We start from the raw sequence: 13,412 nt of genomic DNA, 5'->3' as shown, positions 1-13,412 counted from the left end.
TACCTAGACGATATGAGGTGAGGGTGGTTGGGTTTCCTGTCCGTCCGGGGCGGCCATTGTCGCCGGGCGGTCCCGCGGCGCCGGCTTGATGCTGGCGGGTTTCCGTCGTGTTGGGGAGGCGGCGCCGCGGGGCCTATTGCCCGGCGGAAATGTCCTTGTATCCGGACGACAGGGAGCCGACTCCCGGCTGGTGAGGGGCCGGGGCCTTCTGTTTCACAGCGTCCGTGGGTTGCCAGTGAACAACCTCTTGGCTTGAGGCCTTCGTGAGAGTTGCATTGGTAGTGCCACATGTGAGTTTTGGGAGGTCCCGGCTATGTTTCAGCATACGTTTATCGGGCTCGATGTTCACGCGGTTTCCGTTGTCGGCTGCGCCCTGAATCCGGACACCGGAGAACTGGTCCGGATGCAGATGGACCCGGACCCGGCGGTCGTTTTGGACTGGGTCAGACGCTTCGAGCCGCCGGTGAAGGCAGTGTACGAGTCGGGCCCGACCGGGTACTTCCTGGCCCGTTTCCTGCGGGAGGCCGGCGTTGACTGTGTGGTGGCCGCGTCCTCGAAGCTGCTGCGGGCACCGGGCGACAAGATTAAAACGGACCAGCGGGACGCCCGGCTTTTGGCGGAAATGCTGGCCCTGGGCCAGGTCGCGGAAGTGCGGGTCCCGACGCGGGAGCAGGAGGACCTGCGGGATTTGTCGCGGCTGCGGGCCACAGCGGCGAAGGACCTCGCCCACGCCCGCCAGCACGTGAACGCGATCCTGCTCCGCCACGGCATCAGGTATCCCAAAGAGTCGAAGTGGACGCTCGAGCACCAGACGTGGTTGCATCGGCAGCGTTTCGACTCCCCGGTGCTGCAGTTCACCTACGAGGCCGACGTGGAACAGGCCGAACTGCTCGCCGCCCGTCTCAAGCGCATTGACCAACGCGTCGCAGCTGTCGCCAGAGACTGTGAGTACACGCCGGTGATCGACGCGTTGATGTGCCTGCGCGGCATTCAGGTCACGACCGGGTTCGGGCTCGCGGTGGAGATCGGTGACTGGACACGCTTCACCGGGGCCACCATCGGCTCCTACCTGGGTCTCGTGCCCAGCGAGCAGTCCTCGGGCCGATCCCGGCACCAGGGACCGATCACAAAAGCCGGCAGCAAATACGCCCGCAAGCTCCTCATCGAGGCGGCCTGGCAGCATAAACGCCCCTACTCCCGGCCCGGGCTGCGCCTGCTGCGGCAGTTGGACCTGGTCGGCCCAGCCACCCGGATCCGGGCCCTGGAAGGCAATCACAGGCTCCACCACAAATGGGAAGTCTTCGAGGCCCGGACGAAACGGTCCGTCACGGCCAACACCGCGATCGCGCGGGAACTCGCCGGCTGGTGCTGGTCCCTGGCCGCACCCCTCCAGCAAGGCGACCACCCGCGAATATCAGTCTGACACTGCCAGTCGAAACAAGACTCGCCAGCACGACCACCACACCCGGACGGCACCCAAACCAGCGGACCCCCCACCACAACAGCTGGGAGCCGCTCACCTCTGCCCCTTGACAAACGTTCCTACATATCAGTCGGCGAGAGCGACTTCCAGTTCGAGGTCGTCCGGGAGGTCTCGGAAGACGGCCAGGTCCGAGGTGATCTCGCCCATGAGCTTGAGCGTGGGAACGGAACTTGTCTCCTCGTAGATGACCGATACGGTCCATCGAACAGGATCCACCCTCCGGGAACGATCGGCCGTAGCATCCGACCGGATGGTGCGACCCCACCATCCAGACGCTCGGGGACCCGCGCCGAAGTCGAACTCTCCGTCAATGGGCTGGCCAATGCGAACCGTGAATAGCCGGTCTATCCAAGCCGAACAAAAGTAAGAGAAGCGCTTGGTCGAACTAGGTTCACCATCATGTTCTACGGAGCCCAAGGCGCCGAAATCATCAGCCACCCAGACCGCCCAAAGGCACGCCCTACGTCGGCAACGGCTAGCCCTCTGGCGACACCACCGACCCCGCATGAGCCCGAAAAAACACACTATCCACGCCGAAGTGACACCAAACCGGCACGCACACGCGAAGTGTCTACGAACTCCTGAGCCATCAACCGTCTACGAAGTCATGAAACATGACACTGCGGATTCGCGGTCGAGTGCCCGGTTCAGTCACCCCTGCACCTCGACCCCCGGGCCGGGGCCCGCCTGCAAAGTTCAGCTATCCCAGGCGGCGATACGCCGCGTTATTGGCGTCAGACGGGCCTATGGCTTTCCTGTGAAGATCCGCTTGTCATTTCATGGGCGAGATTTGAAGGACTCCACTTTCGCGGGGTCACGTTCAGTGACCGGGTCCAGGATGTCATTGATTCTGGCCATCAGGGCCGGGTCGAGTTTCGCTCCGGCTGCGGTGGTGGTGTCGATCAGCTGCTCTGGGCGGGAAGCGCCGACGATGGCCGCCGATACGTTCGGGTTTTGCAGTACCCACGCGACGGCGAGTGCCGGCATGGAAAGGCCGGCGTCGGCGGCGAGTGGTTTGAGCTGCTGGACTCGGGTGAGGATGTCTTCGGTCAGGTAGCGGTTGTCGGACTTGAGTTTGCCGTCCTCTCCTGTGAAGCGGGATGCTGCGGGGGCCGCTTGGCCGGGGACGTATTTTCCGGTTAGCACACCTTGGGCCATGGGTGACCAGCATATCTGTCCCATGCCCAGCTCCTCGCAGGTGGGGACGACTTCTTCTTCGATGACCCGCCAGAGGAGGGAGTACTGGGGCTGGTTGGAGATCAGGTGAATGCCTAGTTCCCGGGCGAGGGCGGCGCCGGCGCGGATTTCGTCTACGGTCCATTCGGAGACGCCGATATACAGGGCTTTCCCGGCCCTGACGACGTCAGCGAAGGCTTGCATGGTTTCTTCCAGCGGGGTGTCGTAGTCGTAGCGGTGGGCCTGGTAGAGGTCCACGTAGTCGGTCTGCAGTCGCGTCAGGGAGCCGTTGATGGATTCCATGATGTGCTTGCGGGACAGGCCGCGGTCGTTCCGGCCCTCGCCGGTGGGGAAGTAGACCTTGGTGAAGATCTCGACGCTTTGGCGCCGCACACCGGCCAGCGCTTCACCGAGCGTGTGCTCCGCGCGGGTGCCTGCGTAGGCGTCGGCGGTGTCGAAGGTGGTAATGCCCAGATCCAGGGCCTGACGGACGCAGGCCGTGGCGGCGTCCTGGTCGATCTGCTCACCGTGGGTGACCCAGTTCCCGTAGGCCAGTTCGCTGATGTACATGCCGGAGGAACCAAGTTTGCGGTATTCCATGCTCGTGTTTCTTCCATATCCTGTTGCTGCGGTCTTGTTGCGGTTTGCGGGGTGCCATCTGTGGCACGCCGGGCCTACACCAAAGGCGTGATCGTCAGGCTCTCGAGTGTTGCAGAGCCGCCGTGGGCGTAGATCGAGACTCCGGTGCTTGTTTTGTCCGGGAAGATCAGGTCGGTGAGCACCAGCTCGCCGTGTTGGGCGAAGACCTCAACGGAACAGTGGTCGAGGTAGATCTTTAGCTCGTATCGGCCGTCCCGGGCGTTGATGGGCGCGGTGTCGACGGAAGGGAAGCCGTCATGGAAGCCAGTATCACCTGAGGCAGTCCGGTCGAGGATGAGGCGGCCTTGGACGGGGTTGATGCCGATTCGGGTACCTTCCGTGCCGCTCCCGCGAACGATGAGGCCGAACTCTTCGGCCGTCCCAGCCGTGAACTCGGCTTCGATGAGCTGAACCGTGCCCGTAGCGGCAGGGACCGGGCGTGTTTCACCGGACAGGCGGATGGGGACGTCCTGATCTGCGGGCGCCTCACCGCGGCAGACGGCCTCCTCGACGACATTCTGGACTAATCTGGTGCGGCCGCCAACGGTGGCCAGGGAGAGTTCCCGGGGCAGAGACATGGGGCTCCGCCAAGGTGAAGTCGGGATCTGATTGGCATAGTCCCAGTTGTTCATCCAGCCGATCATGATCCGCCTGCCGTCGGGGGCGTCGCTGAAGGAGACGGCGGCATAGTAATCCCGTCCCCAGTCCAGCCAGTTGTACTCCTGAAGGCGGTCGGGGTCCTGCTCCCCGCTGGTGATGGTGGAGTCGGAGGTGAATGTGACGCCGTCGAAGTCTCCTGTGAAGTACTGCCCGGCTGAACCGCCGTTCGGGCCGCCGGGGTTCAGATTCACCGTCAGAACCCATTTCGGCTCCAGTGGATTGCCATCCACCGGGAGGGCAAACAGGTCAGGACATTCCCAGATTCCTCCGGTGGCGTTGGCAGGGCCGAAATCGCTGAGGTGTTCCCAGGTTTTCAGGTCCTCGGACTTGTAGAGGACTACTTTGTAGTCGTGGGCTTCCACGGCCGCCATCACCCAGTAGGAGCCGGCCCCGCCGTCATAGCGGAAAACTTTCGGGTCACGGAAGTTTGCCGAGTTACGGCTGAGCACGGGATTGCCTGCGTATTTTTTCCAGGTGAAGCCGCCGTCCAGGCTGTAGGCCAGCGACTGCGCCTGCACGCCGTGCAACGGCGAGGCTTCCTTGTAGGCACTGGTGTAGATGGCCACCAGCGGGGGCGTTGTGTTGGTGCCGAGCCCGCTGCTGTTTTGGCTGTCGAACACGATGCTGCCGGAGAAGATTTCCTCCTGCTCGTCGCAGGCAATCGCGAGAGGCTGTTCGGTCCAGTCCACGAGATTGTCCGACGTCGCGTGGCCCCAGGACATGTTTCCCCAGGTGTTTCCGAAGGGGTTGTTTTGGTAGTAGAGGTGGTAGAGGCCCTGGTGGTGGATCAGGCCGTTGGGATCATTGAGCCAGGTGTTTCGGGCCGTGTAATGCAGGGCGGGCCGGAAGGCTTCCGGGTGTGTGGTGGTCACGGCCGTCATGGGAGGTGCACTCGTTTCAGGTTCGGAATGGGGCGAAGAAGCGGCCAAAATCTTGCGGTGATCGTCAGATTGGCCGCGGTGTTGGAGCCGGAAGGTGGTGGTCAGCTGACCAGGCTTGCCCGCATTTCCGCCGAGGAGGGCAGGTCCGCTCCTGGACGGCCCACGGTGATGGCGGCCGCCATGGATGCCATGCGGGCGACCTGTTCGAGAACGGGCGGAGCCAGGCCCTCGCCTCCTCTAGTCAGAAGCCCCAGGATGAGGGCCGCCATGTAGGCATCCCCGGCCCCGATGGTGTCCGCGACAACGGATTCCACGGAGGGGACACTGATTTCCGTCTCCGCGGTGAGCAGGAAGGATCCTTCTGATCCGCGGGTAACCACGACCAGATCCGTGCCGAGTCCGCGTATGTGGCGGGCAGCCTCCTTCGGCGACCTGCGGGGATACAACCACGCGGCGTCCTCGTCGCTGAGTTTCACGACGTCCGTGAGGGGAATGAGATCTTCGAAGATGGTTCTGGCTTCGTGATGGCTGCCGAGCAGTTCGGGCCGGATGTTGGGATCATAGGTGACAGTGCTGATGCCTGCGCAGTGCTGCAGAAGGGACTTCACGCCTGCGGCTCCAGGGGCGAGGAAGCTGGCGATCGACCCGGCGTGCAGGAGCCTGGGCAGGTACGTCGGAGCAAACGGGGCCAGTTGCCAGGCGAGGTCGAAGGAATAGGTTGCGGACCCGTCGCCGGCCAGTGTTGCTGTGGCGGTCGATGTAGCGGCGGCGGACTGGGAGCCTGGGAGTATACGGACACCTGCGCCGGTGAGGTGGCTGCTGATGGCAAGACCCCGGTCATCCGTGCCGATTGAGGTCAGGAACCCTGTCGAAACATCCAGACGGGCGAGTCCGTAGGCCACATTGGCGGGTGAGCCCCCGGGGTGCTCAGTGACGCCGTCCCCTGTGTGGACCACGTCAATGAGTGCTTCGCCGACAACGATCACCTCGGGCACGCCTGAGAGTGCGCCGGATACGGCGGCAGCTGGTTTCATCATGGGATTCTTTCCTGGGTTTTGGGCAGCCTGCAGCGAAGCTGATTGGGTCTGATTCTGCGGAGAAGGCGGCGGTCGGGTGGCTGGTGGCCGTCAGGCGGCAGATTCTGGCACTTTCAGCGCCCAGTGGGATTCGCTGAGGGTGACGCGTTCGCCGGTGCCCCGGCCGGCGTTCCGCTCCGTGGCATCCCTCTTCGGCGGACGGACGGTCTGGGTCCTGCGGGCATCGGGTACGGCGGAGAGCAGCAACTGGGTATACGGGTGATGGGGGGCGGCCATCAGCTCGATGCTCTCACCGCCCTCGACCAGGTCCCCGGCGCTCATCACCAGGGTTGTGTCCGCGATGTAGCGTGCGGATGCGAGGTCGTGGGTGATATAGAGCATGGACACCCCCCGTTCATCGCGGAGTTTCCGCATCAGATTCAGAATTCCGATGCGGACCGAGACGTCGAGCATTGAGGTGGGCTCGTCGGCCAGGATGATTTCCGGTTCCACCGCCAGGGCTCTGGCGATGGCGACACGCTGCCGTTGTCCGCCGGAGAGCTGGTGGGGGTATCGGTTCAGCATCTGCTCGCCCAGGCCGACTGTTGCCATCAGTTCACGCAGTTTGAGTTTGAGGGCCTTCGGGCTGTCGTTTTGTCCGTGAAGCTGTAGGGGCCGCGTCAGGAAGTGCTCGATGCGGTGTGCCGGGTTGAGGGATCCGAAGGGGTCCTGGAAGACCATCTGGACCTTGCTTCGGTATTTCATTGACGCCTTGCGCCGTTCGGTGGCGAAGATGTCCTGCCCGTCAATGATGAGCTGGCCGCCGGTGGGCTGCTCAAGGCGGGCGAGGATGCGGGCGATGGTGCTTTTTCCGCTGCCGGATTCCCCGACAAGTGCCACAATCTCGCCATGGTTGATGTCAAAGGAGACGTCGTTAACGGCACGTACGATCGAACGGAAGGGAAAGCTTCCAAGATGATAGTCCTTGCTCAGGTTGCGGACCTGGACCAGAGGCCCGGTCCCCGTTTCGGGGCGGGATGAGGTGCTGTGTGCGCTGCTCATCGGCTTGACCTTTCGGAGGGGACAACATATTCGGGTACGAGCAGGCATGCTGCGTCATGGTTTTCGGCTCCTGGAAGGAGCGGTGGCTCGATGGTGCGGCACGCGTCGATAGCAAGCGGGCACCGGGGGTGAAAGCGGCACCCGGTGGGCGGGTGGGCCATATTCGGCGGGGCGTCCGGGATGCCTATCAACTCCACTCTCGGGCCGGTCAGCGGAGGGAACGCTCCCATCAGGGCGTTCGTGTAGGGGTGAAGCGGGTTCTCCAGCATGTCCTTGGACGGAGCGACCTCGACCAGCTTTCCCGCATACATCACGGCCATGCGGTGGGAGAGCTCGACCATGAGTGAGATGTCGTGCGTGATGAACAGAATGGAAAACCCCAGCTGCTGCTGAAGTTCTTTGATCTGGTGCATGATTTCCTGCTGAACCACCACGTCCAGGGCCGTGGTGGGTTCGTCCATGATGAGAAGGGAGGGTTTGAGCGCCAGCGCGATCGCGATCACTGCCCGCTGGCGCATTCCGCCGGAGAGCTGGTGCGGGTAGGCCTTGAGGCGGTCGGGGCTGATGTCGACAAGTTTCAGCAGCTCCGCGGCACGTTCACGGGCGGCTTTCTTGGGCATCCTTTCGTGCGTGGTGAAGACATCGACGATCTGGTCTCCGATGGTCATGACGGGGTTCAGGGAGTTCATCGCGCTTTGGAAGACCATAGCGACGTCGCGCCAGCGGGTGCGTCGCAGTTCTTCTTCACCCAGGTCCAGGAGATTTCTTCCGTTGAGCTCGATGGAGCCGCCTGTGATTTTTGCCGGGGTTTGCAGGAGCCGCATGACCGCGTTGGCGATGGTGGACTTGCCGCAGCCTGATTCGCCGGCGAGGCCGAACACTTCTCCTGCGCCAATGTCGAAGCTGACGCCGTCCACGGCCGTAACGTCTCCGCTTTCTGCCGTGTACTGGACCTGCAGGTTTTTCACGCTCAGCACGGGAGCGGCGGCACGGCCAATGCTTCCCCGGTCCTGTTCAGTCAGGGTTTGCATCTGTCAGCCTTTCTTTTCCACGCGCAGGCGAGGGTTGGTGATTTCATCGACGGCGTAGTTGATCAGGGCCAGGGCAAATGCGACGACGGCGATGGCTACGCCTGAGGGCAGGAGCACCCACCAGTCGCCGGTCATGAGGGCGCCGTCGTTGTTTGCCCAATAGAGGTTGGTTCCCCAGCTGACGGACCCGGTATCGCCGAGCCCCAGGAACTCCAGGCCTGCCTGGGCGCCGATGCCGTAAATGACGCAGCCGAGCAGGGTACTCATGACGATGGAGGCCATGTTGGGCAGGATTTCCCGGAACATGATGCGCCAGGCTTTCTCACCGGTCACCACGGCCGCGGCGACGAAGTCCTTGCTGCGCAACGACAGTGCCTGGGAGCGGAGCACACGGGCGCTTCCTGCCCAGCCGGTGATGACCAGGACGATGACGACGGTGGCGGGGCCCGGCGGCAGGAATGCGGCGAGAACTACCAGCAGTGGAAGCCCGGGGATGAGCAGAAAAATGTTGGTCAGCAACGAGAGCAGTTCGTCGATGGCTTTGCCGAAGTACGCGGAGGCGATGCCGACGAGGCAGCCGATGAAGGTCGCCGCCAGGCCCACGATGAATCCGACTGTCAGTGAGCTTCGCGATCCCCATAGGGTCAAAGCGAGCACGTCCTGGCCTTTAGATGTGGTTCCGAGCAGGTGGTCCGCGGATGGCGCCAGGGATGCTTCCGGGCCGAAATCGGATGGGTTTCCCGGTGCCAGGAGGGGTGCCAGCAGTGCCAGGAGGGCAAATATGACCAGGACGGCCAGCCCGAAGAGGGCCTTCTTGTTCGTGAGGATACCGTGGACGAACCCTCCATGGACCAGGCGACCGGGGACCGCAGGTTCCGGTACTTGAACGGTAGGGTTGCCGGCCGTGGTGGTCGCGGTAGGTGTTGAATCTGTAAGTGACATGGGGGGACCTGTCTCTAGCTGACCCGGACCCGGGGGTCCAGCCGTACGTAAATGATGTCGACCAGGAAGTTCGCTGCCAGCACGGCGGCGGTGATGGTCAGGAAGATGCCTTGGGTCAGCGGGTAGTCCAGTGCCTGGACGGAGGTCAGGAGCTGGTAGCCGATGCCCGGGTACGCGAACACGGTTTCGGTGAGGAGTGCGCCGCCGACGACGAAGCCAAGAGACATGCCGAACGACGTCACCGAGGGCAGCATGGCATTTCGGGCCGCATACTGGAACATGATCCGTGCCGGACGGAGTCCCTTGGCCCGGGCCATTGTGATGTAGTCCTCAGCGGTGGTGGCGATCATCGTGTTGCGCATACCGAGCATCCAGCCGCCGATGGAGACCAAGACTATGGTCAGGGCCGGGAGGATGAGGTGAGCGGCTACGTCGCCAATGTATTTGAGCGAGAACGAGGCGCTGAGCCCCGTGGAGAAGGCGTGGCTCAGAGGCAGCCAGCCAAGGGTGATACCGAACAGATAAAGCGCGGCCATGGCCAGCCAAAAGTAGGGGAATGATCCGACGAAAATCAGCAAAGGGGGAAAGACGGAATCCAGGAATTTGCCGCGCCGCCACGCTGCCAGAACGCCGAGGAAATTGCCCAGGACGACCGCAATAGCCAGGGACGTGCCGCCCAGCAGAAGGGTCCATCCGATCTGTGACCCGATCACCTCCGAAACGGGGGCGGGGAACCGGGATAGCGAGATGCCCATGTCCCCACGGAAAATGTTACCGATGTAGGTGAAGTACTGCTCCCAAAGCGGGCGGTCGTCCAGACCGAAGAGCCGCCGGAGCGCATCCACCTGGTCCGGGCGCATTTGAGACTGGACTTGGGAGAACATTCTGCTGACAGGGTCCCCGGGCATCAGCCTCGGGAGGAAGAAATTCAGGGTGATGCAGGCCCAGAAGGCGATGACGTAGAACCCCAGGCGGCGGAGGAGGAATACCATGATTCCGCTTCTTTCTTGATGATTGTTGCGCCGCCCCGGAGATCGGTCCGGGTCCGGCAGGTGGTAACGGTGCGGGTGCCGCGTGTGTGCGCGGCTTTCGTGGCTGTTCGGAGCCGGTTGCCCCGAAAAGCCACGTGATGCCTACTTGGCCGGCTTGAGCGAGGTCAGAACCAGGACAGTGGTGGCGGAGCGGGCCGAAAGAGTCGCGTACGGGTTATCGCTGCTGGGCCAACCCGTGAATCGCTGGTCGGTGTAGGCGCCCCACGCCGGGCCGGAAAACAGCGGGATCACCGGGGCCGCGTCATTGAAGCGTGCCTCCAGGCTGTCGACGAGGGTCTTCTGCGCCGCCGGGTCTGCCGTTGCCGCCAGCTTATCGAGCGTTGCGGTCGCTTCCGCGTCGCCAAATCGGTGGTAGTTTTCGTTGGCCTTTTCTCCGACCGGGACAACAACCTTCTGTGACATGACGCCTCGGTAGAACTCGAAGGGGGTCGCGCCAGCGTTACTCCAGACGATGCCGCTATCGAAGGACCCGTCAGTGTAGCCGGAGACGACCTGGGACCAGTCAGGGGAGTTGACCTCGACCTTCACGCCGAGTTTTTCCATGTCCTTGGAGATGATCTGGCCGACGGAAAGCCAGTCCGAAGATGCGGAGCCGACAGAGAACTTGAACTGGAACGGCTTGCCGTCCTTGAGGGTGCGGATTCCGTCGGCTCCCTTTTTGTAACCGGCGTCATCGAGCATCTGGTTGGCTTTGTCCACGTTCAGTTTCGTCCAGTCGCATTTGTCGACGATGCTCTGGTCGCGCCAGGTGGTGTAGGCGTCGCTGAGGCCGGTGCAGTCGGCCGGGTGCGTGTAGCCCGACATGCCCAGGCTGTCGACCTGATCGCGGTCCACGGCCATGCTGAGTGCTTTGCGGACGACTGGATCGTTAAAGGGAGCCTTGGTGGTGTTCAGCTGCCAGTTAATCGTGCCTCCGGTAGTGGGGTACCAGAAATGACGATGCGCCGGGTCTTTATCGACAAAGGTCTTCTGGACGTTGGGGATGAACTGGTCGCTCCAATCCACGTCACCGTTCTGAAGGGCAAGGTTAGCCCCTGAATTCCCCGCGAAGGCCAGCATCCTGATGCCCGTGAGCTGCTGTTTTTCCGGCTGCCAGTAGTTGGGGTTCTTATCCAGTTCGAAGGACTGTGTCTGGAACTGGGAGACCTGAGTGTAGGGGCCGGTGCCGACCGGGTTGTCGTTGGTGGCCTTTGCCGGGTCCGCGATCTGGGACCAGACATGCTTAGGGGCGATGACCTGCTGGCCGACCTCGTACAGTCCGGGTGCGTAGGGCTTGTTGAAGTCGAAGCGGACGGTGTGGGCGTCCACGGCGGAGACCTTGTCCAGATACTCGAAACCACCCTGGATCTTTTTCTGGAGTTCAAAGGTGTACACAACGTCGTCGGCGGTCAGAGGTTGCCCGTCTGACCATTTAACCCCGTCGCGGAGCGTGAATGTCACTCCCTTTCCGTCCTCGTCTGCTTTCCACGAAGTCCCGAGCCAAGGTACGGGTTCGCCCTTGACAGGGTTGACGATCATTAGCGGCTCGAAGACCGACTGCTGCGTCATCGGAAGCGCTTTCGGGGAGAAGGGGTTGAAGTTGCTGGTGAACGTTGCGGTGTCCTCCCGGGGGATTGTCAGGAGCCCGTTAGAGGAGCCCCCACCGTTTGCTGTGCCTCCAGATGTGCTTCCGGCGCTGCAGCCGGTTAGAGCCAGCGCGCCGATCGCCAGAGAGGCTGCAACAACCATCAACGGCCTTTTGGAGTGGATTTTGGGCATGAGAGAACTCGTTTCGTCAGTGAAATGGAGATGGAGTTAGCGGGGAGTGAACGTCAGAAGGCCGGGATTTGCAGACGCACGGATGTACGCTCCACCAGAGGACATTCGACAATGCGTTGGAGCGGGGTCAGCTCGCGGTTCGCTGCCAGTTTGGCCAGCAGCGCGACGCCGGTTTCCCCCATTTGCTGGAACGGCAGTGCGACGGTCGTCAGGCTGGGTCGCAGGTAGTTGGCGATAACTTCCTGGTTGTCGAAGCCAACCACGGAGATATCATCCCCAATACGAAGCCCTCGTTCTTTGATGGCGTCGTAAGCGCCCATGGCCATGCGGTCAGTGGCGCAGAAGATCCCGGTAGGCGGCCGGGTGCCATCAAGGAGGGCAGCGGCTGCGCGGTAGCCCTGGTCTGCCTCACCGTCCTCGTTGATGACCAAGCTCTCATCCAGGTCGATGCCTGCCTGCTCAAGTGCTCGGACGTAACCGGCCCGGCGGCCGATGGCGGCCGGAATGACGGGATCAAGGTTGATGAGCCCTATCCGGTCGTGTCCGGCCCCAATGAGCCTCATCGTGGCAAGGTAGCCACCTTGGGCCTCATTCGGAATGACGGAATGCAGTTTTATTGCTTCGTCAAAGCAGTGAACCAGGACCGTCGGCACCTCTTCCGCAACTGCAGGCAGCCGCACACCCCTGTGCCAGCTTGTTGCATAGATCAGACCCTCGACACGGTGCTCGAGCATCGTCTCGATGGCCCGCCGGTCGCCGTCGCTGCTGCCATCGGTGCTGGCGATAAGAAGCGTCTTACCCTCCCGCGCGGCCTGTTCCTCGGCGCCGCGGACAATGCTGGCTGCATAAGGCGCGATCACGATTTCCGTGATCAGCCCGTAGAGCTTGGTGTGTTTGGCTGCCAACGCTCGGGCTCCCGCGTTCGGGCGGTAGCCCAGTTCGGTCACGGCTTGGTGGACGCGGACACGGGTTTCTTGTGGAATTCCGTTTCCCGTTCCGCCATTTAGGACAAAGGAAACAGTCGTCCGAGAGACTCCGACATGGTTCGCGACATCCTGCATCGTCACTTTGGCCTGCCGTGGGTTCGTCTTCATTGAACGTCCGATGTCTAGTAATAGGGATGAATATTGGATGAGAGTCTAGCGGGACCTACTGATGCGCGTTACTAACGCGCGTTAGTAGATGTGACATAGAACATATCCCACGTTGGGTTGGGGCGTCAAGGAGCGGGTGAAGGGCCAACTTAATACGAGTGGTATAGCAGATGGCGCGCTCCCTGAGCGCCCGTGATCCGGCACGGCGATCCAGCCGACTAGCGCCGGAACGGGCACCGGAGGAGCCATCTATGAATCTCTCCCCACGCCAGCTCGTCATAATCTCCACTATCAGCCCCGGGGATCCCTGGCAGGAGGCCCGATCCCACGGGTCCTGACTGTTGTCTGCGCGCCTTCTCCAGAACCTGACGTCCAATAATCGTGCGCTTCTAGAAGCGAATCGCAATGAAGGGCTAAATGGAACCATCGAGGGCGACTCGCAGACGGGAGAAGGAAGCTAGACGCCCCCTGTTAGCGGCCATGAAAAACTGCCCATAGGCGGCCACGGAACTGCCCGCTGACGGCCATGAAAACTGCCCGTTGGCGGCCATGAGATCTGCCCACTTCCTTTACTGAACCCTGCTGCTTAAGCGGCGGGAGCCTCTTCCCGGGGTTTGA

General features: G+C 62.4%; 11 protein-coding genes. 1 reads left to right on the top strand and 10 read right to left on the bottom strand.

From position 1 onward, the window contains the following. Positions 1–313 precede the first annotated feature (313 nt). Positions 314–1,423, top strand: coding sequence for an IS110 family RNA-guided transposase (locus AC1DIM_RS19250; RefSeq protein WP_477712087.1), 1,110 nt, complete (start codon positions 314–316; stop codon positions 1,421–1,423). A 126-nt stretch (positions 1,424–1,549) separates the two neighbouring features. Here AC1DIM_RS19250 and AC1DIM_RS19245 read toward each other — a convergent pair whose 3' ends face one another. From AC1DIM_RS19245 to AC1DIM_RS19200, 10 genes are all read right to left on the bottom strand, one after another. Further along, positions 1,550–1,699 (bottom strand): hypothetical protein, encoded by a 150-nt coding sequence (locus AC1DIM_RS19245; RefSeq protein WP_477712086.1) that lies wholly within the window; start codon positions 1,697–1,699, stop codon positions 1,550–1,552. A gap of 561 nt (positions 1,700–2,260) precedes the next feature. Further along, positions 2,261–3,259 carry an aldo/keto reductase family protein gene (locus AC1DIM_RS19240; protein ID WP_477712085.1) on the bottom strand — a complete coding sequence of 333 codons (999 nt, stop codon included), beginning with the start codon at positions 3,257–3,259 and terminating at the stop codon, positions 2,261–2,263. A 74-nt stretch (positions 3,260–3,333) separates the two neighbouring features. Continuing rightward, on the bottom strand, positions 3,334–4,839 hold the full coding sequence (locus tag AC1DIM_RS19235; protein ID WP_477712084.1) for a glycoside hydrolase family 32 protein: 1,506 nt from the start codon (positions 4,837–4,839) through the stop codon (positions 3,334–3,336). 101 nt (positions 4,840–4,940) lie between these two features. Then, the gene (locus tag AC1DIM_RS19230) at positions 4,941–5,873 is read right to left on the bottom strand and encodes a carbohydrate kinase family protein (protein WP_477712088.1); all 933 of its coding nucleotides are present in this window, start codon (positions 5,871–5,873) and stop codon (positions 4,941–4,943) included. Between the two features lie 93 nt (positions 5,874–5,966). Next, positions 5,967–6,917: an ATP-binding cassette domain-containing protein gene (locus AC1DIM_RS19225; RefSeq protein ID WP_477712083.1), complete on the bottom strand. Its 951-nt coding sequence runs from the start codon at positions 6,915–6,917 to the stop codon at positions 5,967–5,969. Beyond that, positions 6,914–7,948 carry an ABC transporter ATP-binding protein gene (locus AC1DIM_RS19220; RefSeq protein ID WP_477712082.1) on the bottom strand — a complete coding sequence of 345 codons (1,035 nt, stop codon included), beginning with the start codon at positions 7,946–7,948 and terminating at the stop codon, positions 6,914–6,916. The genes AC1DIM_RS19225 and AC1DIM_RS19220 overlap by 4 nt, the downstream gene beginning before the upstream one ends. Before the next feature lie 3 nt (positions 7,949–7,951). Further along, positions 7,952–8,890, bottom strand: coding sequence for an ABC transporter permease (locus tag AC1DIM_RS19215; protein ID WP_477712081.1), 939 nt, complete (start codon positions 8,888–8,890; stop codon positions 7,952–7,954). 14 nt (positions 8,891–8,904) lie between these two features. Next, positions 8,905–9,882 carry an ABC transporter permease gene (locus AC1DIM_RS19210; RefSeq protein WP_477712080.1) on the bottom strand — a complete coding sequence of 326 codons (978 nt, stop codon included), beginning with the start codon at positions 9,880–9,882 and terminating at the stop codon, positions 8,905–8,907. A gap of 141 nt (positions 9,883–10,023) precedes the next feature. Beyond that, entirely contained in the window at positions 10,024–11,490 is a 1,467-nt protein-coding gene (locus tag AC1DIM_RS19205; protein ID WP_477712079.1) for an ABC transporter substrate-binding protein, read from the bottom strand. Positions 11,491–11,753: 263 nt separating this feature from the next. Next, the gene (locus tag AC1DIM_RS19200) at positions 11,754–12,794 is read right to left on the bottom strand and encodes a LacI family DNA-binding transcriptional regulator (RefSeq protein WP_477712078.1); all 1,041 of its coding nucleotides are present in this window, start codon (positions 12,792–12,794) and stop codon (positions 11,754–11,756) included. Between the last annotated feature and the right edge of the window lie 618 nt (positions 12,795–13,412).

It is taken from the genome of Pseudarthrobacter sp. 01T43 (assembly GCF_056398665.1).
This window is presented reverse-complemented; position numbering and strand designations above follow the sequence as displayed.